The 26607-nt window shown below is 69.2% G+C and carries 18 protein-coding genes and 3 rRNA genes; 3 read left to right on the top strand and 18 right to left on the bottom strand.

The genetic code is table 11. From position 1 onward, the window contains the following. From rrf to argC, 12 genes are all read right to left on the bottom strand, one after another. Positions 1-108: ribosomal RNA gene (rrf, locus tag ACXJKB_RS17215) — 5S ribosomal RNA — on the bottom strand; the annotation flags it as partial. A gap of 166 nt (positions 109-274) precedes the next feature. After that, a 23S ribosomal RNA gene (locus tag ACXJKB_RS17210) occupies positions 275-3413 on the bottom strand. Between the two features lie 577 nt (positions 3414-3990). Then, positions 3991-5506: ribosomal RNA gene (locus ACXJKB_RS17205) — 16S ribosomal RNA — on the bottom strand. Between the two features lie 499 nt (positions 5507-6005). Then, positions 6006-6572: a DNA-3-methyladenine glycosylase gene (locus ACXJKB_RS17200; RefSeq protein WP_457190489.1), complete on the bottom strand. Its 567-nt coding sequence runs from the start codon at positions 6570-6572 to the stop codon at positions 6006-6008. Further along, a complete protein-coding gene (argH, locus tag ACXJKB_RS17195; protein WP_457190487.1) occupies positions 6556-7974 on the bottom strand; it encodes an argininosuccinate lyase in 1419 nt (472 codons plus the stop codon). The genes ACXJKB_RS17200 and argH overlap by 17 nt, the downstream gene beginning before the upstream one ends. Beyond that, complete coding sequence (gene argG, locus ACXJKB_RS17190; protein WP_457190485.1) at positions 7974-9404, bottom strand: argininosuccinate synthase; 1431 nt, start codon at positions 9402-9404, stop codon at positions 7974-7976. The genes argH and argG overlap by 1 nt, the downstream gene beginning before the upstream one ends. Next, positions 9401-9967: an arginine repressor gene (locus ACXJKB_RS17185; RefSeq protein ID WP_457190483.1), complete on the bottom strand. Its 567-nt coding sequence runs from the start codon at positions 9965-9967 to the stop codon at positions 9401-9403. The genes argG and ACXJKB_RS17185 overlap by 4 nt, the downstream gene beginning before the upstream one ends. Next, the gene (argF, locus tag ACXJKB_RS17180; protein ID WP_457190481.1) at positions 9964-10890 is read right to left on the bottom strand and encodes an ornithine carbamoyltransferase; all 927 of its coding nucleotides are present in this window, start codon (positions 10888-10890) and stop codon (positions 9964-9966) included. Before argF ends, ACXJKB_RS17185 begins: the two co-directional genes overlap by 4 nt. Beyond that, positions 10887-12080, bottom strand: coding sequence for an acetylornithine transaminase (locus ACXJKB_RS17175; RefSeq protein ID WP_457190479.1), 1194 nt, complete (start codon positions 12078-12080; stop codon positions 10887-10889). The genes argF and ACXJKB_RS17175 overlap by 4 nt, the downstream gene beginning before the upstream one ends. Further along, positions 12077-13021, bottom strand: coding sequence for an acetylglutamate kinase (argB, locus tag ACXJKB_RS17170; protein WP_457190477.1), 945 nt, complete (start codon positions 13019-13021; stop codon positions 12077-12079). The genes ACXJKB_RS17175 and argB overlap by 4 nt, the downstream gene beginning before the upstream one ends. Continuing rightward, a complete protein-coding gene (gene argJ / locus ACXJKB_RS17165; RefSeq protein ID WP_457190475.1) occupies positions 13018-14169 on the bottom strand; it encodes a bifunctional glutamate N-acetyltransferase/amino-acid acetyltransferase ArgJ in 1152 nt (383 codons plus the stop codon). The genes argB and argJ overlap by 4 nt, the downstream gene beginning before the upstream one ends. A 55-nt stretch (positions 14170-14224) precedes the next feature. After that, positions 14225-15253, bottom strand: a complete 1029-nt coding sequence (gene argC / locus ACXJKB_RS17160; RefSeq protein WP_457190473.1) for an N-acetyl-gamma-glutamyl-phosphate reductase — start codon at positions 15251-15253, stop codon at positions 14225-14227. A gap of 102 nt (positions 15254-15355) precedes the next feature. Between argC and ACXJKB_RS17155 the strand changes: the two genes are divergently transcribed. After that, entirely contained in the window at positions 15356-16171 is an 816-nt protein-coding gene (locus ACXJKB_RS17155) for a maleylpyruvate isomerase N-terminal domain-containing protein (RefSeq protein WP_457190471.1), read from the top strand. On the opposite strand, the gene ACXJKB_RS17150 is transcribed toward ACXJKB_RS17155, so the two are convergent. Together ACXJKB_RS17150 and ACXJKB_RS17145 are read right to left on the bottom strand one after the other, a co-directional pair. Then, positions 16172-16861, bottom strand: coding sequence for a hypothetical protein (locus ACXJKB_RS17150; RefSeq protein WP_457190469.1), 690 nt, complete (start codon positions 16859-16861; stop codon positions 16172-16174). It abuts the gene before it with no gap. Then, entirely contained in the window at positions 16858-17571 is a 714-nt protein-coding gene (locus ACXJKB_RS17145) for a hypothetical protein (protein ID WP_457190467.1), read from the bottom strand. The genes ACXJKB_RS17150 and ACXJKB_RS17145 overlap by 4 nt, the downstream gene beginning before the upstream one ends. A gap of 129 nt (positions 17572-17700) precedes the next feature. On the opposite strand from ACXJKB_RS17145, the gene ACXJKB_RS17140 reads away from it, so the two are divergent. Next, positions 17701-18807: a sensor histidine kinase gene (locus tag ACXJKB_RS17140; RefSeq protein WP_457190465.1), complete on the top strand. Its 1107-nt coding sequence runs from the start codon at positions 17701-17703 to the stop codon at positions 18805-18807. After that, positions 18804-19466, top strand: coding sequence for a response regulator transcription factor (locus tag ACXJKB_RS17135; protein ID WP_457190463.1), 663 nt, complete (start codon positions 18804-18806; stop codon positions 19464-19466). The genes ACXJKB_RS17140 and ACXJKB_RS17135 overlap by 4 nt, the downstream gene beginning before the upstream one ends. Before the next feature lie 4 nt (positions 19467-19470). On the opposite strand, the gene pheT is transcribed toward ACXJKB_RS17135, so the two are convergent. The 4 genes from pheT to ACXJKB_RS17115 form a co-directional block, all read right to left on the bottom strand. After that, positions 19471-21957 (bottom strand): phenylalanine--tRNA ligase subunit beta, encoded by a 2487-nt coding sequence (gene pheT / locus ACXJKB_RS17130; RefSeq protein ID WP_457190461.1) that lies wholly within the window; start codon positions 21955-21957, stop codon positions 19471-19473. A 16-nt stretch (positions 21958-21973) separates the two neighbouring features. Further along, a complete protein-coding gene (pheS, locus tag ACXJKB_RS17125; RefSeq protein WP_457190459.1) occupies positions 21974-23086 on the bottom strand; it encodes a phenylalanine--tRNA ligase subunit alpha in 1113 nt (370 codons plus the stop codon). A gap of 157 nt (positions 23087-23243) precedes the next feature. Beyond that, positions 23244-25886 carry a DUF4153 domain-containing protein gene (locus ACXJKB_RS17120; protein ID WP_457190457.1) on the bottom strand — a complete coding sequence of 881 codons (2643 nt, stop codon included), beginning with the start codon at positions 25884-25886 and terminating at the stop codon, positions 23244-23246. Further along, positions 25883-26605, bottom strand: a complete 723-nt coding sequence (locus ACXJKB_RS17115; protein ID WP_457190455.1) for a response regulator transcription factor — start codon at positions 26603-26605, stop codon at positions 25883-25885. Before ACXJKB_RS17115 ends, ACXJKB_RS17120 begins: the two co-directional genes overlap by 4 nt. Positions 26606-26607: the final 2 nt, after the last annotated feature.

Below are 26607 nucleotides of genomic sequence, written 5' to 3'. Positions count from 1 at the left end.
GTCCTACTCTCCCACAACCTCTCGGTTGCAGTACCATCGGCGCTGAAAGGCTTAACTTCCGGGTTCGGTATGGGACCGGGTGTTTCCCGTTTCGCTATGGCCGCCGTAACTCTTTCAACCTCATCAAACCCCCGGGGCATGTCGCCCTGGGATGGGTTTGTTGGTTGGGAACTGCTTAGTGGACGCGAACAAGAGTGTGTGTCTGTGTGTTCGTTGGTTTGCGCGGTCGTACGTGCACGGACACGCGGTGTGCGTGTGTGGTTTTGTACGTGGTTGGGACAAGCCCTCGGCCTATTAGTACCGGTCGGCTAGGCATTACTGCTGTACACCTCCGGCCTATCAACCCCATGTTCTGTGGGGGGCCTTACCCCATTATTGGGTGGGAAACCTCATCTTGAAACGTGCTTCCCGCTTAGATGCATTCAGCGGTTATCACTTCCGAACGTAGCCAACCAGCCGTGCTCTTGGCAGAACAACTGGCACACCAGAGGTTCGTCCATCCCGGTCCTCTCGTACTAGGGACAGCCTTTCTCAAGTTTCCTGCGCGCGCGGCGGATAGGGACCGAACTGTCTCACGACGTTCTAAACCCAGCTCGCGTGCCGCTTTAATGGGCGAACAGCCCAACCCTTGGGACCTACTCCAGCCCCAGGATGCGACGAGCCGACATCGAGGTGCCAAACCATCCCGTCGATATGGACTCTTGGGGAAGATCAGCCTGTTATCCCCGGGGTACCTTTTATCCGTTGAGTGACCACGCTTCCACATGCCGTGGCCAGATCACTAGTTCCGACTTTCGTCCCTGCTCGACATGTCTGTCTCACAGTCAAGCTCCCTTGTGCACTTACACTCGCCACCTGATTGCCAACCAGGCTGAGGGAACCTTTGAGCGCCTCCGTTACATTTTAGGAGGCAACCGCCCCAGTTAAACTACCCATCAGGCACTGTCCCTGATCCGGATGACGGACCTAGGTTAGACATCTAGTACGACCAGAGTGGTATTTCAACGTTGACTCCACCCCCACTGGCGTGAGGGTTTCACAGTCTCCCACCTATCCTACACAAGCCGTACCAAACACCAATACCAAACTATAGTAAAGGTCCCGGGGTCTTTCCGTCCTGCCGCGCGTAACGAGCATCTTTACTCGTAGTGCAATTTCGCCGAGTCCATGGTTGAGACAGTGGGAAAGTCGTTACTCCATTCGTGCAGGTCGGAACTTACCCGACAAGGAATTTCGCTACCTTAGGATGGTTATAGTTACCACCGCCGTTTACTGGGGCTTAAATTCTCAGCTTCGACCCAAAGGTCTAACCGGTCCTCTTAACCTTCCAGCACCGGGCAGGAGTCAGTCCGTATACATCGTCTTACAACTTCGCACGGACCTGTGTTTTTAGTAAACAGTCGCTTTCCCCTGGTCTCTGCGGCCATCACCGCTTCCCCCAGCAAGTGGGTTCACGGATCCGGCCCCCCTTCTCCCGAAGTTACGGGGGCATTTTGCCGAGTTCCTTAACCATGGTTGTCTCGATCGCCTTAGTATTCTCTACTTGATCACCTGAGTCGGTTTGGGGTACGGGCGGCTCGTTGCTCGCTAGAGGTTTTTCTCGACAGCATAGGATCACCCACTTCGCCATAAAGGCTCCGCATCACGTCTCAGACTCCACACTGAAGTGGATGGTGCGGATTTGCCTACACCACGTCCTACACGCTTGCCCACAGACAACCATCGCTGTGGCTGGGCTACCTTCCTGYGTCACCCCATCGCTTGACTACTACCAGCTCGGGTCCCACGCTCCGCTCACCAGCCTCGCCCCGAAGGGTCCGGTCCGATGAGTTTCGGGTGGTTAGCATCACCAGGTTCGTCATGGGCGCAACTTCGCCGGTACGGGAATATCAACCCGTTGTCCATCGACTACGCCTGTCGGCCTCGCCTTAGGTCCCGACTTACCCAGGGCAGATTAGCTTGACCCTGGAACCCTTGATCATTCGGCGCACGGGTTTCTCACCCGTGATTCGCTACTCATGCCTGCATTCTCACTCGTGTGGGCTCCACGCCTGGATCACTCCGGCGCTTCACTGCCCACACGACGCTCCCCTACCCATCCAGCGCACTGAACACCGATCAAGTCGATGCTGATGTATTCGCTGAATGCCATAGCTTCGGCGGATGACTTGAGCCCCGCTACATTGTCGGCGCGGAATCACTTGACCAGTGAGCTATTACGCACTCTTTCAAGGGTGGCTGCTTCCAAGCCAACCTCCTGGTTGTCAATGCGACTCCACATCCTTTTCCACTTAGTCACCGCTTAGGGGCCTTAGCTGATGGTCTGGGCTGTTTCCCTCTCGACTACGGAGCTTATCCCCCGCAGTCTCACTGCTGCGCTCTCACTTACCGGCATTCGGAGTTTGGCTAACGTCAGTAACCTTGTAGGGCCCATCGGCTATCCAGTGCTCTACCTCCGGCAAGAAACACGCAACGCTGCACCTAAATGCATTTCGGGGAGAACCAGCTATCACGAAGTTTGATTGGCCTTTCACCCCTATCCACAGGTCATCCCCTCAGTTTTCAACCTAAGTGGGTTCGGTCCTCCACGTCGTCTTACCGACGCTTCAACCTGCCCATGGATAGATCACTTCGCTTCGGGTCTTGAGCGCGCTACTGAATCGCCCTATTCGGACTCGCTTTCGCTACGGCTTCCCCACACGGGTTAACCTCGCAACACACCGCAAACTCGCAGGCTCATTCTTCAAAAGGCACGCCGTCACCCCTGCACCCCACAAGGGAATGCACAAGCTCCGACGGATTGTAGGCACACGGTTTCAGGTACTATTTCACTCCCCGCCAGGGGTACTTTTCACCTTTCCCTCACGGTACTTGTCCGCTATCGGTCATCAAGGAGTATTTAGGCTTAACGGGTGGTCCCGCCAGATTCACACGGAATTTCAGGGGTTCCGTGTTACTTGGGAACACGCTCCAGAGCCAGCGCTTTACGTCTACGGGCCTATCACCCTCTACGGTACGGCTTTCCAACCGACTTCGACTTCCACACTGGTTTCTTACTCTGTGCTGAGCCGGCAGACTCAACTGAGCGGTCCCACAACCCCCCGAATGCAACCCCTGCCGGGTATCACACACTCGAGGTTTGGCCTCATCCGATTTCGCTCGCCACTACTCTCGGAATCACTGTTGTTTTCTCTTCCTGTCGGTACTGAGATGTTTCACTTCCCGACGTTCCCTCCACACACCCTATGTGTTCAGGTGCAGGTAACACGACATGACTCGTGCTGGGTTTCCCCATTCGGACACCCCCGGATCACAGCTTGGTTGCCAACTCCCCAGGGCTTATCGCAGGCTCCAACGTCCTTCATCGGCTCTTGATGCCAAGGCATCCACCATGTGCCCTTCATAGCTTGTCTCAACAACGTCAAAACAACACACGCCCGTAAGCACATGCCATTCCCACGCAGACCGTTCACAAGGAACGAGACAAACCAAAGAACACCCGACCCACCCCACAATCAAGGAATGAGCCGGCAGACTCTTCACACACCGCAACYCGTAAGGAAACAAGTCACGGCGCGAAGATAATTACACACTCACCACACACCACCCACCAGGCATGACGCCCGATCGATTGCGTGCAGTGAAGATSCTCGCGTCCACTATGCAGATCTCAAACAACAACCCCACCAACCCCCACACCCCCACCAACGTGGAGACACAGACGAAGAGAGGAACAGAAGCCCAACCACACACCCACCCGTTCCCGGGCGGGTCGTGACGGCTGATCCTTCAGGACCCAACAGTGTGCTTGACCCCACCCCCACCAACGCGGGGCATGAGTRAACCAGCAACCCACCCACMCCCCACGGAAACCCGTGACGAGCTGGCAGCGCTGATGTCGACGATTCCACTAGTGAGACACCACCATCGCACCTGGGCGCTTCGCGATCCTGAATGGACCGGCCAGATGTCGGGGTGTGTGCTCCTTAGAAAGGAGGTGATCCAGCCGCACCTTCCGGTACGGCTACCTTGTTACGACTTCGTCCCAATCGCCAGCCCCACCTTCGACGGCTCCCTCCACAAGGGTTGGGCCACCGGCTTCGGGTGTTGCCGACTTTCGTGACGTGACGGGCGGTGTGTACAAGGCCCGGGAACGTATTCACCGCAGCGTTGCTGATCTGCGATTACTAGCGACTCCGACTTCATGGGGTCGAGTTGCAGACCCCAATCCGAACTGAGACCGGCTTTTTGGGATTCGCTCCCCCTTACGGGATCGCAGCCCTTTGTACCGGCCATTGTAGCATGCGTGAAGCCCTGGACATAAGGGGCATGATGACTTGACGTCATCCCCACCTTCCTCCGAGTTGACCCCGGCAGTCTCCTATGAGTCCCCACCATTACGTGCTGGCAACATAGAACGAGGGTTGCGCTCGTTGCGGGACTTAACCCAACATCTCACGACACGAGCTGACGACAGCCATGCACCACCTGTACACCCCCAAAAGAAGCCCCATCTCTGGAGCGGCAGGGTGTATGTCAAACCCAGGTAAGGTTCTTCGCGTTGCATCGAATTAATCCGCATGCTCCGCCGCTTGTGCGGGCCCCCGTCAATTCCTTTGAGTTTTAGCCTTGCGGCCGTACTCCCCAGGCGGGGCGCTTAATGCGTTAGCTGCGGCACGGAATCCGTGGAATGGACCCCACACCTAGCGCCCAACGTTTACGGTGTGGACTACCAGGGTATCTAATCCTGTTCGCTCCCCACACTTTCGCTCCTCAGCGTCAGGTCATTCCCAGAGAACCGCCTTCGCCACCGGTGTTCCTCCTGATATCTGCGCATTTCACCGCTACACCAGGAATTCCGTTCTCCCCTGAATACCTCTAGTCTGCCCGTATCGAAAGCAAGCCAGGTGTTAAGCACCTGGTTTTCACTCCCGACGCGACAAACCGCCTACGAGCCCTTTACGCCCAATAATTCCGGACAACGCTCGCACCCTACGTATTACCGCGGCTGCTGGCACGTAGTTGGCCGGTGCTTCTTCTGCAGGTACCGTCACTTGCGCTTCGTCCCTGCTGAAAGAGGTTTACAACCCGAAGGCCGTCATCCCTCACGCGGCGTTGCTGGATCAGGCTTCCGCCCATTGTCCAATATTCCCCACTGCTGCCTCCCGTAGGAGTCTGGGCCGTGTCTCAGTCCCAGTGTGGCCGGTCACCCTCTCAGGCCGGCTACCCGTCGAAGCCATGGTGAGCCATTACCTCACCATCAAGCTGATAGGCCGCGAGCACATCCCTGGCCGAAAAACTTTCCACAACCATCTCATGCAAGAAGTTGTCGTATCCGGTATTAATCACCGTTTCCGGTGGCTATCCCAAAGCCAGGGGCAGATTACTCACGTGTTACTCACCCGTTCGCCGCTCGAGTACCACCGAAGTGGCCTTTCCGCTCGACTTGCATGTGTTAAGCACGCCGCCAGCGTTCGTCCTGAGCCAGGATCAAACTCTCCATCGAAAACATACCCACCAACCCACCACCAAAGCAGCAGACCAGCAGGACTATCAATAAGAGCCACATCCATGACTGAACAAAACTAGCAATTTTAAGACCCCCTCCACAAAGAAGAGGACCTCGCCAGAATCATTGTCAAAGAAACCGCGACACCAACACCCACCAACCCCAAAAAGGAGCCGGCAGACAAACGTTGACGTCAACGGGGCATAACAAACTAATTCGTCGACTAATCAAACACACTGTTGAGTTCTCAAGAATCAGACGCACCCGATCCTCGCCGGCTGGGCCGGTCCGGTCGCGGGGCAACCTGCAGAAACTTACCGGGCGCTTCTCTCACCGTCAAACTGGCGAGTTCGGCGCTTCGGGGTGGTCGCAGCTGGTCTCCGCTTCAGCTGACCTTCTGGCCAGGAGGCGGCGCCGCTTGCGGCGACAGGAAGAACATTAGACCCTCCTCCCGGACCTTGCCAAACCGGGGGTGCCCTTCACGCATAAGCGCAGGTCAGCGGCCTGCGGAGCGGCGCGGGGCCGCGGGACGGTACGTGCTGACCGTGGGGTCGCCGGTGCTCCAGAACCTCCACGGACGCTCTGCTGCGAGCCGCAGACCGACCCTCGGTCCGGTGCTGATGTCGGCCACCGGCTCCCCCGCCACCAGGTCGGGACGGATCCCGTTGTCCGCGAGACCGATGCCGAGCACCCGGCACAACCGGGCCGGACCCCGGGCGAGGTCCCGGTCGCTGCTCGAGGGACGGCGCTCCCGGGCGAGGTCGATCCCGGCCACCACCTCGCCCGCGCGCAGCAGGACGGCGCCGGGGTCGCCCTCGGGACCGGTGACGAGGTTGGCGCAGAAGTGCATCCCGTAGACGAAGTAGACGTAGAGCCGGCCGGGCGGACCGAACATCACCGCGTTGCGGGGGGTCTGCCCGCGGTGCGCGTGCGAGCCGGGGTCGAGCGGGCCGGCGTACGCCTCCACCTCCGTGAGGCGCACCGAGACGCCGCCGTGGGTGAGGACCGCGCCGAGCAGGCGGGGCGCCACCTCGAGCGGGTCGCCCTCAGCCCAGGCGGTCACGGTGCCCGGTGGTCGCCGTACGCACCTCGTCGAGCTGCTCGCGGACGCGGTCCGGTGCCGTCCCACCGCGGCCGGAGCGCGAGGCCACGGAGCCCTCGACGGTCAGGACGGAGCGCACCTCCGGCGTCAGCGCCGGCGAGATCTCGGCCAGCTGCTCGTCGGTGAGGTCCGGCAGGTCGCAGCCGAGCTCCTCGCAGCGGCGTACGCACGCACCTGCGAGCTCGTGGGCGTCCCGGAACGGCACTCCCTCGCGGACCAGCCACTCCGCGACATCCGTGGCGAGCGAGAAGCCCTGCGGGGCGAGCTCGGCCATCCGCGCGCCGTTGAAGGTCAGCGTTGCCACCATGCCGGACACCGCGGGAAGCAGCACCTCGAGCGTCTCGACGGAGTCGAAGACGGGCTCCTTGTCCTCCTGCAGGTCACGGTTGTAGGCGAGCGGCAGCCCCTTCAGCGTCGCCATCAGGCCGGACAGGTTGCCGATGAGCCGGCCCGCCTTGCCGCGGGCCAGCTCGGCGATGTCGGGGTTCTTCTTCTGCGGCATGATGCTCGACCCGGTCGACCAGGAGTCGTGCAGCGTCGCGAAGTCGAACTCGCGCGTCGTCCAGAGGATGACCTCCTCGGCCAACCGTGACAGGTCGACGCCGATCTGCGCCGTCACGAAGGCGAACTCCGCAGCGAAGTCGCGCGAGGAGGTGCCGTCGATCGAGTTGGCCGACGAGCCGGAGAAGCCGAGCTCGGTGGCGACCGCCACCGGGTCGAGACCGAGGGTCTGGCCAGCCAGCGCTCCGGAACCGTAGGGCGAGTCCGATGCCACCCGGGCGTCCCAGTCGCGCAGGCGCTCGACGTCGCGCACCAGCGGCCAGGCGTGGGCCAGGAGGTGGTGCGACAGGAGGACGGGCTGCGCGTGCTGGAGGTGCGTACGCCCCGGCATGACGACATCGAGGTGTCCCCCGGCCTGTCCGGCGAGCACGTCGACGAGGTCGAGCACCAGGACCGAGATGTTCCGGGCGTGGTCGCGCAGGTAGGCCCGGAAGAGCGTGGCGACCTGGTCGTTGCGCGAGCGCCCGGCGCGCAGCCGACCGCCGACCTCGGGCCCTACCTCGTCGAGCAGCAGCCGCTCGAGGGCGCCGTGGACGTCCTCGTCGGTGGTCGCGGGGACCAGCTCGCCGGCGTCGTACCGCTCCCCCAGCACCGACAGCCCGCGCAGCAGCTCGGCGTGGTCGGCCTCGGTGAGCAGTCCGGCGCGGTGCAGCGCGTTGGCGTGCGCCCGCGAGCCGGCGAGGTCGTAGGGCGTCAGCTGCCAGTCGAAGTGCGTGGACTTCGACAGTGCCTGGAGCTCCGGGGACGGACCACTGGCGAAGCGGCCTCCCCAGAGCGAACCCTCGTTGGTCTCCCCGGCCATCAGTCGGTCCCGACGTCCATGGCGGCGTTGTCGAGCGCTTCGTCGTCGAGCGTGTCGGCGCCGTTGCGCCGGGCGATGCGGTCCGCGCCCCCGGGCTCGATCTCGCCGAACAGGTTGCCGTTCTCGACGAGCACGTGGCCCTGGTCCTGCGGCTGACTGGCGTAGAGCTCGAGCTTGCTGCGCGAGTCGGCGATGTCGAGGTTGCGCATGGTGAGCTGGCCGATCCGGTCCGTCGGGCCGAAGACGGCGTTGTCGGTGCGCTCCATCGACAGCTTGTCGGGGTGGTAGGAGAACGCCGGTCCGTCGGTGGCCAGCACGGTGTAGTCCTCACCCCGCCGCAGCCGCAGCGTCACCTCGCCGGTCACGAGCGACGCCACCCAGCGCTGGATCGCCTCGCGCATCATCAGCGCCTGCGGGTCGAGCCAGCGGCCCTCGTAGAGCAGCCGACCCAGCCGACGTCCCTCGTAGTGGTAGTTGGCGATCGTGTCCTCGTTGTGCACGGCGTTGAGCAGCCGCTCGTAGGCGATCCAGAGCAGCGCCATGCCGGGCGCCTCGTAGATGCCGCGCGACTTGGCCTCGATGATCCGGTTCTCGATCTGGTCGGACATGCCGAGACCGTGGCGTCCACCGATCGCGTTGGCCTCGAGGACCAGCGCCACCGCGTCGCCGAAGGTCGCGCCGTTGATCGCGACCGGGCGGCCCTGGTCGAACCGGATCGTGACGTCCTCGGTCTCGATCGCGACGGTGGGGTCCCAGAACTTCACGCCCATGATCGGCTCGACGGTCTCCAGGGAGACGTCGAGGTGCTCGAGCGTCTTGGCCTCGTGGGTGGCGCCCCAGATGTTGGCGTCGGTGGAGTACGCCTTCTCCTTGCTGTCGCGGTAGGGCAGGTCGTGCTCGGTGAGCCACTGGCTCATCTCGTCGCGGCCGCCGAGCTCGTGGACGAAGTCGGCGTCGAGCCAGGGCTTGTAGATGCGCAGCTCGGGGTTGGCGAGCAGGCCGTAGCGGTAGAACCGCTCGATGTCGTTGCCCTTGAAGGTGGAGCCGTCGCCCCAGATGTCGACGCCGTCCTCGTGCATCGCCCGCACCAGCATCATGCCGGTGACCGCGCGCCCGAGTGGGGTGGTGTTGAAGTACGTGCGACCACCGGACCGGATGTGGAACGCGCCGCACGCCATCGCAGCCAGGCCCTCCTCGACGAGCGAGGCGCGGCAGTCGACTGCGCGCGCGAGCTCGGCGCCGTACTGCAGCGCGCGGGACGGTACGCCGGAGATGTCGGGCTCGTCGTACTGGCCGATGTCGGCGGTGTAGGTGCACGGCACCGCACCCTTGTCACGCATCCAGGCGACCGCCACCGAGGTGTCGAGGCCGCCGGAGAACGCGATGCCGACGCGCTCGCCGACCGGGAGGGAGGTGAGGACCTTGCTCACTGGGAGTCCTTTGCAGAGCTGGAGTTCGGGATGGGGATCGAGGAGGTCGAGCCGTGGCGGACGTCGTTGGCCAGGTCGAGGAACCGCTGGGCGAGGCCGTCGCCGCCCGCGGGGTCGCGGCCGATGACGAGCAGGGTGTCGTCGCCGGCGATGGTGCCGAGGATGTCGCCGAGGTCGGCCTTGTCGAAGGCACTCGCGAGGAACTGCGCGGCACCGGGCGGCGTACGGAGCACGACGAGGTTGGCGCTGGCCTCGGCGCTGACGAGCAGCTCGGCGCACAGGCGGGCCAGCCGGTCGCGGCCTGCCGCGGTCTCGCGGGGTGCGGAGACGCTGCGGTCACCGCCCTCCCCCGGCACGGCGTAGACGAGGGCGCCGTCGGTGTCGCGCACCTTGACCGCGTCGAGCTCGACGAGGTCGCGGCTCAGCGTGGCCTGGGTGACGCGGACGCCGTGGTCACCGAGGAGGTCGGCGAGCTCGGTCTGGGAGTGCACCGGGTGGGCCGTCACGATGTCGATGATCCGCTGGTGGCGGGCGCTCTTGGTCAGCGGGGTCGTGGCCGTCATGATGATCGCTCCAGGAGCCAGGTCAGCACCGCCTTCTGGGCGTGCCGGCGGTTCTCCGCCTCGTCCCAGACGACCGAGTGCGGCCCCTCGATGACCTCCTCGGCGATCTCCTTGCCGCGGTAGGCCGGCAGGCAGTGCATGACGATCGCGTCGGGCGCGGCGTGGGAGAGCAGGTCCTCGGTGACGCCGAAGGGCGGGAAGATCCGCAGCCGCTCCTCGGACTCCTCCTCGCGCCCCATGCTCACCCACGAGTCGGTGACCACGACGTCGACGCCGGCGACCGCCTCGACCGGGTCGGTGGTGAGCTCGATCGAGCCGCCGGTGCCCTGCGCGATCTCGCGCGCCCTCGCCACGACGTGGGCGTCCGGCGCGAACCCCTCGGGGGCGCCGACGACGACGTGCATGCCGGCGGTGGCGCCGGCCAGGACCCACGAGTTGCCCATGTTGCAGGCGCCGTCGCCGACGAAGGCGACCCGGATCCCCGCCAACCTGCCCTTGTGCTCGCGCACGGTCTGCAGGTCGGCGAGGAGCTGGCAGGGGTGGAACTCATCGGTGAGCGCGTTGAGCACCGGCACGCCGGCGTACGCCGCCATGGTGACGACGTCGCCCTGGTGGGCCGTGCGCCACACGACCGCCGCGGCCTGGCGGCCGAGGATCCGGGCGACGTCCTCGACGCCCTCGCGGGACCCCATCGCGGCGAGGCCGCCGTCGACCGTCATCGGGTTGCCGCCGAGCTCGGCGATGCCGGCGGCGAACGACACCTGGGTGCGCAGGGTCGGGCGGTCGAAGACCAGGGCGACCGTCCGCGGGCCGGCGAGCGGCTTGTGGTCGAACGGCTCGGCCTTCATCCGGTCGGCCAGGTCGAGGACCTCGAGCAGCTCGGCAGGCGACAGGTCGTCGTCACGGAGGAAGTGGCGCGTCATGCGGTGGGCTCCTGTGCTGCGGCGCGGGCGGTGTCGAGGACGGCGGGCAGGGCCGCGTCGAGGGCGTCGAGGTCGGCGGCCGTGATCACCAGCGGCGGCACGAACCGCAGCCGCGTCGGGCCGGTGGCGTTGAGGATGAAGCCGGCCTCGCGCCCGGCCGCCACGGCCTGCGTGGCGTAGGGGCCGTCGAGCTCGGCGCCGCGCATGAGACCCGCGCCCGTCACCTCGACGACGCCGGTCTGCTTGCGCAGGAGCGCCTCGAGCTGGACGCCCCGGGTGACGGCGGCGTCCATCAGGCCGTCGGCCTCGATCGTGTCGAGGACGGCGAGCGCGGCGGCCGTCGCGACCGGGTTGCCGCCGAATGTGGTGCCGTGGTTGCCCGGCTGGAGCAGCGCCGCCGCGTCGCCGCGGGCGACCGTCGCGCCGATCGGGATGCCGCCGCCGAGGCCCTTGGCGAGCGTGACGACGTCGGGCTCCACGCCGTCGAGCAGCTGGTGGGCGAACCACGCGCCGGTGCGGGCCACGCCGGTCTGCACCTCGTCGAGCCACAGCAGCGCACCGTGGCCGTGGGCGATCCGCTGGGCGGCGGCGAGGTAGTCCGCGGACGGCACGACGACGCCGGCCTCTCCCTGCATCGGTTCGAGGACGACCGCGGCGACCGTGTCGTCGACCGCGGCCTCGAGCGCGGCCACGTCGTCGTACGGGACGAAGGTGACGTCGCCCGGGAGGGGCTCGAACGGCTCGCGGTAGGCAGCCTTGGACGTGAGGGCCAGCGCGCCCATGGTGCGCCCGTGGAACGAGCCCTCGGCGGCGACGAGCCGGGTGCGGCCGGTCCGGCGGGTGAGCTTGAGCGCGGCCTCGTTGGCCTCGGCGCCGGAGTTGCTGAAGAAGACGCGGGCGTCGTCGGACCAGCCGAGGAGGCCGACGAGGCGCTCCGCCAGGGCGACCTGCGGCTCGGTGGCGAAGAAGTTGGAGACGTGGCCGAGGGTGCGGAGCTGGGTGGTGACGGCCTCGACGAGGGCGGGGTGGGCGTGGCCGAGGGCGTTGACGGCGATGCCGCCGAGCAGGTCGACGTACTCCTTGCCGTCGGCGTCCCACACGTGCGCGCCCTCCCCGCGGGCGAGCGCCAGCACAGGCGGGCCGAAGGTGTTCATGACCGCGCCGGCGTAGCGCTCCTGGACGTCGCTCATGACTCCTCGCTCGGGTAGGGCTTGCGCATCCGCGTGGCGACGCCGGGGAGCACCTGGGTGCCGACCCCCTCGTCGGTGAAGATCTCGAGCAGCACGGAGTGGGGCTCGCGGCCGTCGACGACCGTGGCGCGCGGCACCCCGCCGGTGACGGCCTCGTAGCAGGCACGCATCTTGGGGACCATCCCCGCGTCGAGGGACGGCAGCATCTCGCCGAGCGCCTCCGGGCTGATCTCCTGGATCAGGTCGTCGGAGTTGCCGTAGTCGCGGTAGAGGCCCTCGACGTCCGTGAGGACCAGGAGCTTCTCGGCGCCCAGCGCGACCGCGAGGGCCGCGGCGGCGGTGTCCGCGTTGACGTTGTGCACCTGGCCGTCGACGTCGGGCGCGACCGAGCTGACGACCGGCACGCGGCCGGCCTCGATGAGGTCGAGCACCGCCTCGGGCCGCACCTCGGCGACCTCGCCGACGAGGCCCAGGTCGACCTCCTCGCCATCGATCACGGTGTTGGTCGGCTCAGCGGTGAACAGGCCGGCATCCTCGCCGGAGAGCCCGACGGCGAGCGCGCCGTGCTGGTTGATCAGCCCGACGAGCTCGCGCTGCACCTGGCCGACGAGCACCATCCGGACCACGTCCATCGCCTCCGGCGTGGTCACCCGCAGTCCGCCCCGGAACTCCGACTTGATGCCGAGCTTGTCGAGCATCCGCGAGATCTGGGGGCCGCCGCCGTGGACGACGACCGGCTTGAAGCCGGCAAAACGCAGGAACGCGATGTCCTCCGCGAAGGCGACCTTGAGGGACTCGTCGGTCATCGCGTTGCCGCCGTACTTCACCACGATCGTCTGGCCGTGGTAGCGCTTCAGCCACGGCAGCGCCGCGGCGAGCGTGCGCGCCTTGGCGGGGTCGGGCCGGCTCGGGTGCTGGTTGATGGGGGTCGTTTCGCTCATGAGCTGTAGGCGCTGTTCTCGTGGACGTAGGCGTGGGTGAGGTCGTTGGTCCAGACGGTGGCGCGGGCGTCGCCGGACTTGAGGTCGATGGTCACGCTCACCTCGCGGCCGGTGAGGTCGACGCTCGCCGGGTCCTCGGCCGGGGTGGACTGGCGGCACACCCAGACCCCGTTCATCGCGACGTCGAGGTCGGCGGGGTCGAACTGCGCCTGCGTGGTGCCGATGGAGGCGAGCACCCGCCCCCAGTTGGGGTCGTTGCCGAAGACGGCGGCCTTGAACAGGTTGCTGCGGGCGACGCTGCGGCTCACCTCGACCGCCTCCTCCTCCGACGCGGCGTGGAGGGTGGTGATGGCGATCTCGTGGTCGGCACCCTCGGCGTCCTTGAGCAGCTGCATCGCGAGGTCGGTGCAGGCCTGGGTGAGCGCGGCGGTGAAGTCCTCCGGCGTGGGGGTGATGCCGCTGGCACCGCTGGCCATGACGGTGACGGTGTCGTTGGTGGACATGCAGCCGTCGGAGTCGAGGCGGTCGAAGCTGACCCGGGTGGCGGCGCGGAGGGCGGCGTCGAGGTCGGCGGCGGGCACGACGGCGTCGGTGGTCAGGACCACGAGCATCGTGGCCAGCTGCGGGGCGAGCATCCCCGCACCCTTTGCCATCCCGCCGATGGACCAGCCGGCGCCCTCGACGACCGTGCTCTTGCTGACCGAGTCCGTGGTCATGATCGCCTCGGCGGCGCTGGTGCCGCCGTCGGGCGAGAGCGCCGCGCTCGCCGCCTCGACGCCGGCCAGGAGGTCGTCGCGGTCGTTGGCGAGGCCGATGAGGCCGGTGGAGCAGACGACCACGTCGATGGCGCCGATGCCGAGACCCTCGGCGACCTTCTCCGCCACCGCGTGGGTGGTCTGGAAGCCCTCGGGGCCGGTGTAGCAGTTGGCGCCGCCGGAGTTGAGGACGACCGCCTTGACGGTGCCGTCCTTGACGACCTGCTGGCTCCACAGCACGGGATTGGCCAGGCACCGGTTGGCGGTGAAGACGCTCGCGGAGTCGAAGGTGGGTCCCTGGTTCACGACCAGGGCGAGGTCCTTGGCGCCGGTGGACTTGAGTCCGGCCGCGACGCCGGCGGCGGTGAAGCCGTGGGGGGTGGTGACGCTCATTCGGGGCCCCCGTCGGAAGCGGAGCGAAGCGAGCATTTCGATGGGGAGTGAGTCATCAGGGGGCGATTCCGATCGTGGTGAGCCCGGCGGCCTCGTCGAGACCCAGGGCGAGGTTCATGCACTGGACGGCGGCGCCGGCGGTGCCCTTGGCGAGGTTGTCGACCACGGCCACCGCCACGAGTCGTCGTACGCGCTCGTCGACCGCGACCTGCACCTGCACGGCGTTGGAGCCGAGGACGGACTGGGTCTGCGGCCACTGGCCCTCGGGGAGCAGGTGCACGAAGGGCTCGGTGTCGTACGCCGCTGCGTAGGCGTCGCGGACGTGGTCCGGGGTGACGCCGTCGAGCAGGGGCGCCTGGACGGTCGCGAGGATGCCGCGGGACATCGGCACCAGGAGCGGCGTGAAGCCGACCCGCACCGGCGACCCGTGGACGCCGCTGAGGTTCTGCACGATCTCGGGCGTGTGGCGGTGGGTGCCGCCGACGCCGTAGGCGCTGGCGTTGCCCATCACCTCGCTGCCGAGCAGGTGCGGCTTCGCCGCCTTGCCGGCGCCGCTCGTCCCGGACGCGGCGACCACGGTGATGTCGGGCTCGACGAGACCCGCAGAGAGAGCAGGCACCGCCGCCAGCGTCGAGACGGTCGGGTAGCAGCCGGGCACGGCGATCCGCCGGGCGCCGCGGAGCAGCTCCCGCTGGCCGGGCAGCTCCGGGAGGCCGTAGGGCCACGAGCCGGCGTGCTCGCCGCCGTAGAACGTCTGCCACTCCCCTGCGTCGGTGAGGCGGAAGTCGGCGCCGCAGTCGATGACGACGGTGTCGTCGCCGAGCGCCCGGGCGATCTCGGCGGACTGGCCGTGCGGCATCCCCAGGACCACGACGTCGTGCCCCGCCAGGGTGTCGAGCGTCGTCTCGGCCAGCACCCGGTCGCCCAGCGGGAGCAGGTGCGGCTGCAGCGAGCCGAGCCGCTCACCGGCATTKGAACCCGCGGTCACGGCGCCGACCTCGACGCCCGGGTGGCCCAGGAGGAGGCGCAGGACCTCTCCCCCGGCGTACCCACTGGCTCCGGCCACGGCGACTGTTGCGGTCATATGCATGACTATACATTGCACTGCATGTATGCGGCGACTCGGGTCCGATGGGGGTCCGATAACGCGAGGCGGAGCGTCGGTCTCCTCCCCTACCGTGCACGGGTGACCTCACTCCACACCCGCCTGTCCCCCGACGTCTACCTCGACCACCTGCGCGCCGAGTCGGCTCGCTTCCGCGACGCACTCGCCGACTGCGACCCGGCGGCCCGGGTCCCGGCCTGTCCCGACTGGGACGCCGCCGACCTGCTCTGGCACCTCGCCACGGTGCAGCGGTGGTGGACCGAGGTGCTCACGGCCAGGCCCGTGCGGCCGGAGGAGATCGACCCGCCCCGTCCGGAGACGTACGACGACCTGCTGCGCACCTACGACGAGTGGTCGGCCGGTCTGGCCGCGGTGCTCGACGGCGCGGACCCGCAGGAGGAGGCCTGGAACTGGTCGGACGACCACACGGTCGGGTTCATCCTCCGCCGGCAGGCGCACGAGGCGCTGGTGCACCGCATCGACGCCGAGCAGGCCGCCGGGGTGGGCAGCGAGCTCGACGCCCAGCTGGCGGCCGACGGCGTGCACGAGTGCCTCGACGTGATGTACGGCGGGATGCCGCCATGGGGGTCGTGGGAGGCCGGCGAGGGGACGGTGCGGGTCGACGCGACCGACACCGGGGAGTCGTTCTGGCTGCGGTTCGGGACGTTCTCCGGCACCGACCCCGACAGCGGCACGGCCTACGCCGACGAGGAGGACTTCCACGTCGTGCCTGCGCCCGACGACGCCGACGTCGAGCCGGACGTCGTCGTCGACGGGCCGGCGGCGGCGCTGGACCTGTGGCTGTGGAACCGCGGCGGCGACGCCGACATCTCGACCGCCGGGGACCGGGACGTGCTCGAGCGGTTCACCGCGATCGTGGCGTCGCCGATCAACTGATCACACGCGGAGCGCTTCCGTGGCCACCTCGCCGTGGCGACCTCGTCGAGCGCCGCCGCGGCCGGCCAGGGCTGCCATCACGAAGGCGGCGGGGAGCGCACTGTTGCCGATCGAGGTGACTGACGCGATCGCGATCGTGAGCGGCAAGCCGAGGGCCAGCACCCATCCGGTGAGCGTGAGCCCGCGCCGCAGCAGCACCACGCCGAGGAACGTCGAGGCGAGCATCTCGCCGAGCGCGACGGGGATGCTGACCAGGAAGACGGTGTCGAGCATGGTGGCGTCCATCGCACCCCACTGGGTCCAGTACTCGGCGCCGGACATCAGAGTCATCAGGGCGTACCCCGGTAGCGCCAGGCGCCAGGCCCACCGCTCGGCGCCGTGGACCGCGCCGGCCTCCGTGCGCGCCCGCCACACGACGTACGCCGCCACGAACCGGCCGGCCTCCACCAGCAGCCAGACCTTGCCGTAGGTCAGGTAGACGGTGTCGGGCGACGCCCAGCCCAGCAGGGGTGCGAAGGCATGTCGCGCCGGGTCGGACCATGCCGCGACGAGGGGCGAGTCGAGGTCGTCGCGCCCGCCGACAGTCTGGTGCCGCGCCATCGCGTGCAGCTGACCGACCACGAGCCCGAGCCACGCGGTGGTCCAGGCGGCACGGACCAGCCGTGCGCGAACCTCTCCGGCGGGGCTCATGACAGGCTCTGTCCGGCGGCGCTCCGCAGGGCCGGCCGGAGACCGCCGTCCGATGGCGCTTGGGCCAGTCGCTGACCGAGGACACCGAAGCCGAACATGACCGGCAGCGCGACGCTGCCTAGCGAGGTCACCTCCGTGATCGCGAAGGCGAACGGGATGATCGCGGCGAACATGACGGCCGGCAGGACCGGACGGAACCCGTTCACCAGCAACGTGATGCCGAGCGTCGTCACTGTGAGCAGCATCAGCGCCAGGCCCGGAAAGGTCACCCAGGTCCCCAGCCAGAAGAGTCGCGCCTCGAGCCCATGGCCGCCTTCTGCCTGTCCGGTCCACTGGGTCCAGTAGTCGAGGAACACCCCGACGAGCATGACGCCGAGGGACGCGATGGCCGCCCGCCACGCCCACCTCTCGAACCCCTTCGGTCGTCGTCGGCGGTACACAGCCACTCCGCACAGGGTGGACGCCACGAACACCGGCAGCCAGACCTTGCCGTAATGGACGTAGACCTGCTCGGGGGTGCCCCAGTCGAGCAGCGGTCGCAGGGCGCGCATCGTCGGCACCGCCCAGATCCGTGTCCCTGGATACTCGAGGTCTCCGGCATGTGCTGGCACCGAGAAGCGGGCCAGCGCGTGCATCTGTCCCGCAACCAGCCCCACCCAGGCCATCACCCAGGCGAATCGTCCGATCCCACGTTCGTGTGCGGTCACCATGTCCGTCCCCTCCTTCTGGGACTCCGAGGATGCGCGGTCGACTGCCCGTCGGTCGTCCACTCCGGGGTGGGTTCCTTCGTCCACCCGAGGGTGGACGTCACCGAGTCGCCCCAGCCGTACGATCGGCAGGTGGAGCCTCTGGGCAGATTCGGGTGGCGCGACGCATGGCTCCCGGCGTTCCTCTGGGCCGTCGGCGCCATCGAGCTGCTCGTCCTGCGGGTCGACGGCTGGTCGGCCGGGGTGGCGCTCGAGGCCGTCGCGGTTGCCGTCCTGGTGTTCCGGCGCTCGTGGGCGCTGGTCGCAGTCCCGACCTCGATGGTGGTGCTACTGCTCATGCCCCTGTTCGGCGTCGACATGGACGAGCCGGCGACGCCTATCGCGGTCATCGTGCTGGGGCTCTACAGTCTCGGCCGTTATGCGCCGCGTCTGGGCGGGGTGCTGTGTGCCGTGATCACGGTGACCCTCGCAGTCGTGGACCTGACCGTCCGCGACGACGGCAACTGGTCGGACGTGATGTTCGTGCTGTCGCTGGCGGTCCCTCCTTTCGTCCTCGGCCGCATCACCCGCCGTCTCGCCGACCAGACGGCCGCCCTGACGGCCGCCCAGGAACAGATCCGGGAGCAGGCCGTCCGTGCAGAGAGGGACCGCATCGCGCGCGAGCTGCACGACGTGATCGCCCACTCCGTCAGCGCCATGGTGGTGCAGACGGCCGCGGCGCAGGACCTGCTGCGCACCGACCCCGCCCGGGTGGAGCGTGTGCTCGCGGACGTCGCGGACACCGGCCGTCAGGCGCTCGCCGAGACCGGACGCCTCTTGCACGTGATCCGCGACGTGGACGACGAGCTCGGCCTGGCCCCGGCACCTGGCCTCGCAGACGTGCCTGCCCTGGTCGAGCGGTTCCGCACGGACGGCCTCGTGGTGACCCTCGACCTGTCCGAGCCCGTTCCGGCGGTGCCATCGGGAGTCGACGTGTCGGCGTACCGGATCGTCCAGGAGACCCTGACCAATGCGATGCGCTACTCCGCGGACCGAACGGCCGCCGTCTCGGTCGAGGCGACGAAGGAGGCGGTGACCATCCATACGGTCAACCCCATGAACGGCCGAACCGGGGACGGGAGCGGACTGGGTCTGCTCGGTCTCGCCGAGCGGGTCGCACTCCTGGGCGGGACGCTCGACCACGGGACCGGTCCCGATGGCCGGTTCCGGGTCGACGCCGTCCTGCCGGTCCCGCGATGACCGGGCTGCGCGTGGTGCTCGCCGACGACCAGGACCTGGTCCGGTCGGGTCTGGAGATGGTCCTCGCGGCCCGGGGAGTCGAGGTCGTCGGCACCGCGGCTGACGGACGGGAGGCCGTCGATGCCGTGCTCCGGTCGGGCCCCGACGTCGTGCTGATGGACATCCGCATGCCCCTGCTCGACGGGATCGCCGCGACCCGTGAGCTCACGGCGACCGGGTGCCCCGCGCGGGTCGTCGTCCTCACGACCTACGACCTCGACCGCTACGTGTACGACGCCCTGGCAGCCGGCGCGGCGGGCTTCCTCCTCAAGGCGACGCCACCGGACCGGCTGGTCGAGGGGATCCGCACGGTCGCGGCCGGCGAGGCTCTCCTGGCACCGGGACTGACCCGGCGCCTGATCGAGGAGTTCCTGCGTCATCCGCCCCCCGACGAGGCCCCCGACGCGCTGGCACACCTGACCGAGCGTGAGCGCGAGGTGCTGGCGCTGATGGCTCGCGGCCGCTCGAACCTCGAGATCGCCGCGGACCTTGTGGTCGCGCCCGCGACCGTGAAGACCCACGTCAACCGGATCCTCGCCAAGCTCGGGGTAGTCACCCGGGTGCAGGCAGTCGTGGCGGCCTACGAGGCCGGACTGGTGCGGGTGGCCCGCGGCGGCTGAGCGATCAGGCGCGCTGGACGGCTCCCGTGCGCTCGGCTGCGAGCGCGACGGCGGCGTCGCGGGCTGCCGCCGCCTCACCCTCCTTGAGGGTCCGGTCGGGCGCGCGGAATCGCAGGGCGTAGGCGAGGGACTTCTTCCCCTCGCCGACCTGGTCGCCGGTGTAGACGTCGAAGAGCCGGATCGACTCGAGCAGCTCGCCGGCGCCCTCGCGCAGTGCTGCCTCGACGTCGGCGGCCGGGACCGAGGCGTCGACGACGAGCGCGACGTCCTCCTTCGCCACCGGGTACGACGAGAAGGTCGGCGCCGTGCGGAGGTGCACCGCGCGCGCGATCAGCAGGTCGAGGTCGACCTCCGCGGCGACGGTGCGCTTCGGCAGGCCGAACGCCTGGCACACCGTGGGGTGCACCTCGCCGGCGTGGCCGATGACCTCGCCGTCGACCGTCAGCTCGGCGCAGCGCCCGGGGTGCCACGGCGCGAGCTCGGCGGCCGAGGCGCTGACCTCGAGGCCGAGCGATGCCGCGACGGCTCGGACGGCCTCGACGGCGTCGGCCCACGAGACGGGCCGGGCCTCGCCCCACCAGCCGCCGGACACCGCGTCACCGGCGCCGACCAGCGCGAGGTGGAGCGGCTGGGCGGGCAGGGCGGCGTCGAGGGCCTCGAGCTCGGCCTCTGTGGGGCGCCGGTCGACCGGCAGGATCGCTGCCGGCCCCGCGTGACGCGGGAGCGTGACGGTGCCGGTCTCGAAGATCGCGACGTCGGTGGTGCCGTGCCCGACGTTCTTGCCGGCCGTGCGCAGCAGGCCCGGGAGGAGGGTCGAGGTCATGAAGCCGGCCTCGGCGTTGAGCGGGTTGGACAGGCGCAGCAGGTCGCGGCGCGGGTCCTCGGCCGTCAGGCCCAGCGCGTCGAGGTCTGCCTCGCCGACGAACGGGAAGGTCACCACCTCCACGAAGCCCTCGCCGGCCAGCGTGCGCCCGATCCGGCGCCGCAGCTGCTGCGGGCGGGTGAGGCCGCGACCGGACGGAGGGGTCGGGAGGACCGACGGCACCTTGTCGTAGCCGACGAGCCGGACGACCTCCTCGGAGAAGTCCTGGGCGTCGGTGAGGTCGGGGCGCCACGGGGGCGGGGTGACCGACAGGGTGCCGGACCCGTCGACCTCGCAGCCGACCGCACGGAGGCACGCGACCGCCTGCTCCTCGGTGATCGGCATCCCCGACACGCGGGCGGCCAGGTCGCCGGCGACCTCGACGACCGGCATGACCGGCGGGGTGCCGACGACGGTGACGCCCGGGTGGGCCGTGGCGCCGCCGTGCTCGACGAGCAGCTCGACGACACGATCGGCCGCCGCCTCGCAGATGGTGGGGTCGACGCCGCGCTCGTTGCGCTTGCCGGCCTCGGAGGTGATCTTGTGACGGCGACCCGTGCGGAACATCGACACCGCGTCCCAGTGCGCCGCCTCGACGAGCACCGACGTCGTCGTGCCGGAGATCTCGGTCGTCTCCCCGCCCATCACGCCGCCCAGGCCGATGATCCCGGAGTCGTCGGTGACGACGAGGTCGCCGGGGTCGAGCGTGCGGGCGGTCCCGTCGAGGGTCGTGAGCTTCTCGCCCTCGCGCGCCCGGCGTACGACGATCGCGCCCTGCAGCCGGTCGGCGTCGTAGCCGTGGATCGGGCGTCCGGTCTCGAGCATCACGTAGTTGGTGACGTCGACGGCGAGCGAGATGCTCCGCATCCCGGCCGCGGTGATGCGCTGGACCATGAAGTCCGGCGTCGCGGCCGCGGGGTCGAACCCGTCGACGCGCCGGGCCACGAACACCGGGCACCCCTCGGCGTCCTCGACGACCACGGGGTGGCCCTGGTCGTTGGCCGCCGGCGTGTCGCGCAGCGCCGGGTCACGGAAGCCGCTCGCACCGTCGACGGAGACGAGGACCTCGCGGGCGATGCCACGCAGGGACAGCGCGTAGGCCCGGTCGGGGTTGACCTCGAACTCGATGACCTCCTCGTCGAGCCCGAGCACCGCACGGACGTCCTGACCGGGCTCGCCGGCGTCGGGCGGCAGCACGATGATGCCGTCGTGGTCCTCGCCGAGGCCGAGCTCGCGGGCCGAGCAGATCATGCCGGCGGAGAGGTGGCCGTAGGTCTTGCGGGCGCCGATCTCGAAACCGCCGGGGAGCACGCCGCCGGGCAGCACCGTGACGACGAGGTCGCCCGGCGCGAAGTTGTGGGCCCCGCAGACGATGCCCTGCGGCTCGCCGGTGCCGTTGGCGTCACCGACGTCGACGGTGCACCAGTTGATGGTCTTGCCGTTCTTCTGCGGCTCCGGCTCCATCGTGAGGACGCGGCCGATCACCAGCGGACCGGTGATCTCGCGGCCGGGGCTGACGACCGCCTCGAGCTTGAGGCCGGTCAGCGTGAGCCGGTCGGTGATCTCCTCGGTGGTGGTGCCGGCGGGTACGTCGACGAGGTCCAGGATCCAGGACAGGGGTGCCTTCATCGCTCGTTCTCCCCTCTCAGATCTCGGTGCCGAAGGCGCTGCTGAACCGGACGTCGCCCTCGAAGAGCGGACGCAGGTCCTCCAGGTCGTGGCGGAACATGAACGACCGGTCGATGCCCATGCCGAAGGCGAAGCCGCTGTAGACCTCCGGGTCGACGCCGCAGGCCACGAGGACGCGGGGGTTGACCACGCCGCAGCCGCCCCACTCGATCCAGCCCTCACCACGGCAGGTGCGGCACGAGGCCGAGCCGCCCTCGTCGACACCAGTGCCGCGGCACACGAAGCACTTGACGTCGACCTCGGCCGACGGCTCGGTGAACGGGAAGTACGACGGCCGGAACCGCGTGGTGATGCCGTCGCCGAACAGCTGCGACGCGAAGTGGTCGAGCGTTCCCTTGAGGTGCGCCATCGTGATGCCCTCGTCGACCACGAGGCCCTCGACCTGGTGGAACATCGGCGAGTGCGTGGCGTCGTACTCGTCGGTGCGGAACACCCGGCCCGGGCAGACCACGTAGATGGGCGGCTTGCGGGTCAGCATGGTGCGCGCCTGGACCGGCGAGGTCTGGGTGCGCAGCACGACGTGGTCCTCGGCCGGCTCGGTCCAGAAGGTGTCCTGCATGGTGCGCGCCGGGTGGTCGGGCCCGAGGTTGAGGGCATCGAAGTTGAGCCACTCGGCCTCGACGACCGGGCCCTCGGCCACCTCGTAGCCCATGGCCACGAAGAGGTCGGCGATGAGCTCGGACTGCAGGGTCAGCGGGTGCCGACCGCCACGGCGGCGGCGGGTCGTCGGCAGGGAGACGTCGACGGTCTCCTCGGCCAGCATCCGCTCCTCGTGCTCGGCCTCGAGGACGGTCTGCCGGGCGGCGATGGCCTGGTTGACGGCGCCGCGGGCCTGGCCGACGCGCTGGCCGGCCTCCTTGCGCGCCTGGGGCGGCAGGGCGCCGATCTCGCGGTTGGCGAGGGCGAGCGGCGAGCGGTCGCCGGCGTGGTCGAGGCGGACCTGCTTGAGGGCGTCGAGGTCGGCGGCGTCCGCGATCGCGGCGAGAGCCGCCTCACGCATCGCCTCGACCTGGTCGGCCTTGAGCGGGGTCACTTCGACGGGGTCGTAGTCGGTGTTGGGGCCGGACATGGCTCCCTTTCGCGCGGCGACAACAAAGTTCGCCGCAGAGTCTAGAAGTGGATGAGCGTCGGGTCGGACGGGGACTCCCCGGACCCGGTGACGTCAGCTGCCCGACGGACCAGGTCCGGGGCGCAGAAATCGTAGGCTCGTGTCCACGGTGGGGATGCTACTCCCCGAAGGCCGCCCAGACGTCACTGCACTCGTCGGCCGGGACGCCCGTCCCGACGTCGTACGCCGCCTGCTCGCCGGCCGGCAGCACGCCGAGGTCGGTGAGCGGCTCCTCGGCTCGGCTGCGGCCCAGGTTCCACGCCCGCGGGTCGTCGAGCGCCTCGGCGCGCATCTCGTTGTCCGGCAGGTGCTGGAGCACGCAGCGGGAGACCTCCGGCGGCAGCCGGTCCGCGATCACCGGCGTCGCGTCGGCGGAGAGGTCCTGGAGGTAGCGCAGGTCGAGCTTGCCGGTCGCCTCGTAGCGGTCGATGTTGCGCCCGGCGACCCAGGCGTCGGGGTTGATCGCGGCGAGCCCGACGAGCGCGACGGCCCCGGACACGAGAGCGATGCGCGGGAGCCAGGCACCGCGACCGACGGCGCCGGCGACCATGATCGCGAGCACGACGAAGCCGAGCCATCCCTCGAAGACGTCGACGAAGAGCCGCAGCGTGGTGAAGCCGTAGGCATCCTGGTAGACGGCCATGCCGCGGAGGGCGGACGCGACGACCAGCAGCGTGAGCACGCAGAGCAGGCCGAGGGAGCCGCGCAGCCAGCGGCGGTCCTCGACACCGTCGCCGGCGCGCCGCGAGGCGATCCATACGACCAGCACCGTCAGCGCCGTGGCCAGGGTGAGCTGGCCGAAGCCCTGGTGGACGTAGTCGGCGTAGGTCAGCCCGGTCGTGGCCTCGATGTAGTCGCGCCCGCCGACCAGCGCCCGCGCCTGCGCGGCGATGAAGGCGAGGAACACGGCGTCGACGACGAGCACGGGGACGAGCCACTCGAAGCGGTTGGCGAGCGCCGTGGGTCGTCGCCCGCCGAGCACCTCGACGTCGGCGGGGTTGAGCGCGAGGTAGGCGGCGCCGAGGGTGACCGCGAAGACGAAGCAGGCCAGGAACGCGCGACCGACGAGGTCGTTGAAGGTCAGGTTGGGCACGAGCTGGTCGACCCACGACCCGAAGACGGGGTTGGCGCTGGCGAAGATCGTGCCGAAGACGCCGAGGCCCAGCAGCGACCACACCGTCGTACGCACCACGGCCGGCGTGCGCGACCCGGTGCCGGCGATCCGGAGCGACCGGCCGAACCACGGCAGGCCGCGCAGCGACGCGAGCGGCCACGCCATCCCGGACAGCAGGATGCCGGGCAGCGTGCGGGCTCCGGTGACACCGCACAGGAACACGGCCGCTGCGACGACCAGCCCCAGCATCTGCACCCACCAGGCGGCCCGCAGGGTCATCGGCAGCACGAGCAGCACGGCCAGTCCCGCGCACGCGAGGGTCCACGGCTCGCGTCGCCGACGCGCGGTGGCCAGCGCGGCCGCACCGCACGTCAGCGCGACCAGCGTCCAGGTGATGCCGACCGCGGTGAACGACAGGGCGATGCCGGCGACGATCCCGGCCCCCGCCGCGGCGACCACGGTCCGGAGCCCGTGCGGGGCGGCGCGGTCGGGCCAGAAGCGACCGAACACGGCGTCCAGCCCGGACTGCGGGCGCGGAGTCTCCGGCACCACCACGGTCGGTGCGACTGACGGGGTGGCGGGCGGGGCTGCGGACGGGGTGGCGGACGGGGTGGCGGACGGGACGGGTGTCGGCGAGGTGAGGACGGCGGTGGCACGCTCACCCGGGACCTCGAGCCGGATCCGTGCCCCCTGCCCGGCCTCGGGGTCGAGGAAGCGGAGGGTCCCTCCGTGCAGCTGGGCCACCCACCGGGCCACGGCGAGTCCGAGGCCGGTCCCCCCGGCGCCGTCGGTGCCGAACCGCTCGAAGACGCGGTCGCGGTCCTCCGGCGCCACTCCCCCGCCGGCGTCGACGACCTCGAGCCACCACGAGCCGATGTCGGCCCCGCTGTCGGCGCCGGCCGTGATGCGGACGGACGTCTCGGCGGGCGCGTGGCGCGCCGCGTTGTCCACCACGTTGACCAGCAGCTGGCGCAGCCGGGCCGGGTCGCCGGCGACCACGAGGTCGTCGGCGACGTCCATCGTGACGTCGGGGGTCCGGCCGGTGGCGCGCACCTGGGCGACGACGTCCTCCACGAGCGCGCGCAGCGCCACGTCCTGGCGGTCCAGGTCGACCACGCCCGCCTCGAGGCGGGAGAGCTGGAGCAGGTCCTCGACCAGCCGACCCAGGCGCTGCGCCTCCCCGAGGGCGCCGCCGAGGTGCTGGGAGTCGGCGGGCACCACACCGTCGGCGAGGTTCTCGAGCAGGGCGGTCATCGCCGTGAGCGGCGTACGCAGCTCGTGGGAGACCGTGGCGATCAGGTCGCGCCGCTCGCGGTCCACCCTCGCGAGGTCCTCCGCCATCCGGTTGAAGGCGGTGGCGAGCTGGCCGACCTCGTCGGTCGCCGACGTGCGCACACGTCCGGTGTAGTCGCCGCGCGCCATCGCTCGCGACACCTCGGTCATCCGCCGCAGCGGGGCGACCATCCCGGCGGCCAGCAGCTGCGTCACGCCCAGCGCGAGCGCGACGCTGACCGGCAGCACGAGCAGCGGCGAGACGTCGGCGGCCGAGCCCAGCAGGGTCAGCAGGACCGCGGTGACGACCGACGCGACCACCAACAGGCCGAGCTTGGCCTTGAGGCTGGAGACGGCGTCGAACCACGCGCTCATGCGAGGTCCTCGAGGGCGTAGCCGACGCCGTGCACGGTGCGGATCCGCGACGCACCCACCTTGCTGCGCAGCGCCTTGACGTGGCTGTCGACGGTGCGGCTCGCGCTGGCGCTGGCCCAGGCGTCGCCCCAGTCCCAGACGTCGCGCAGCAGCCGCTCGCGGCTGAGGACCTGACCGGGCGCCCGCGCCAGGCACAGCAGCAGGTCGAACTCGGTCGGGGTGAGGTGCACGGCCTCGCCGGCGACGGTCGTACGCCGGGAGCCGGGGTCGATCCGCACGCCGCCGACCTCGATGGTGGCGGGCCGCTCGTCCGCCATCGCGGCCGCCCGCTCGACGCGACGCAGCAGGGCCGCGACACGGGCGACGACCTCGCGCATGGAGAAGGGCTTGGTCAGGTAGTCGTCGGCGCCGACCCCCAGCCCCACCAGCACGTCGGCCTCGTCGTCGCGAGCGGTCAGCATCAGCACCGGCACGGGGCGTGCGGCCTGGACACGGCGGCACACCTCGAGCCCGTCGAACCCGGGGAGCATCACGTCGAGCAGGACGACGTCGGGCCGCACGGCAGCGGCCCGCTCGACCGCGGAGGGGCCGTCGAAGGCCTGCTCGACGACGTAGCCCTCCGCGCGCAGCCGCTGGGCGAGGGCGTCGTTGATGGTGCGCTCGTCCTCCACCACCAGGGCGGTCCTCGGCCTGGGCGCAGGGGGCGTCGTGGAGGTCATGC

The organism is Nocardioides sp. P5_E3, assembly GCF_054049275.1.
The sequence above is the reverse complement of the archived record's forward strand: the minus strand, read 5'-3'. Positions and strand labels throughout refer to the sequence as shown.

Coding starts and splice junctions, on each gene's coding strand:
- ACXJKB_RS17145 (WP_457190467.1), bottom strand. CDS start 17,571: ATGGTGACCGCACACGAACGTGGGATCGGACGATTCGCCTGGGTGATG.
- ACXJKB_RS17175 (WP_457190479.1), bottom strand. CDS start 12,080: ATGAGCGACGTCCAGGAGCGCTACGCCGGCGCGGTCATGAACACCTTC.
- ACXJKB_RS17150 (WP_457190469.1), bottom strand. CDS start 16,861: ATGAGCCCCGCCGGAGAGGTTCGCGCACGGCTGGTCCGTGCCGCCTGG.
- argF (WP_457190481.1), bottom strand. CDS start 10,890: ATGACGCGCCACTTCCTCCGTGACGACGACCTGTCGCCTGCCGAGCTG.
- ACXJKB_RS17185 (WP_457190483.1), bottom strand. CDS start 9,967: ATGACGGCCACGACCCCGCTGACCAAGAGCGCCCGCCACCAGCGGATC.
- argB (WP_457190477.1), bottom strand. CDS start 13,021: ATGAGCGAAACGACCCCCATCAACCAGCACCCGAGCCGGCCCGACCCC.
- pheS (WP_457190459.1), bottom strand. CDS start 23,086: ATGTCCGGCCCCAACACCGACTACGACCCCGTCGAAGTGACCCCGCTC.
- pheT (WP_457190461.1), bottom strand. CDS start 21,957: ATGAAGGCACCCCTGTCCTGGATCCTGGACCTCGTCGACGTACCCGCC.
- ACXJKB_RS17135 (WP_457190463.1), top strand. CDS start 18,804: ATGACCGGGCTGCGCGTGGTGCTCGCCGACGACCAGGACCTGGTCCGG.
- ACXJKB_RS17120 (WP_457190457.1), bottom strand. CDS start 25,886: ATGAGCGCGTGGTTCGACGCCGTCTCCAGCCTCAAGGCCAAGCTCGGC.
- ACXJKB_RS17115 (WP_457190455.1), bottom strand. CDS start 26,605: ATGACCTCCACGACGCCCCCTGCGCCCAGGCCGAGGACCGCCCTGGTG.
- argH (WP_457190487.1), bottom strand. CDS start 7,974: ATGGCCGGGGAGACCAACGAGGGTTCGCTCTGGGGAGGCCGCTTCGCC.
- argJ (WP_457190475.1), bottom strand. CDS start 14,169: ATGAGCGTCACCACCCCCCACGGCTTCACCGCCGCCGGCGTCGCGGCC.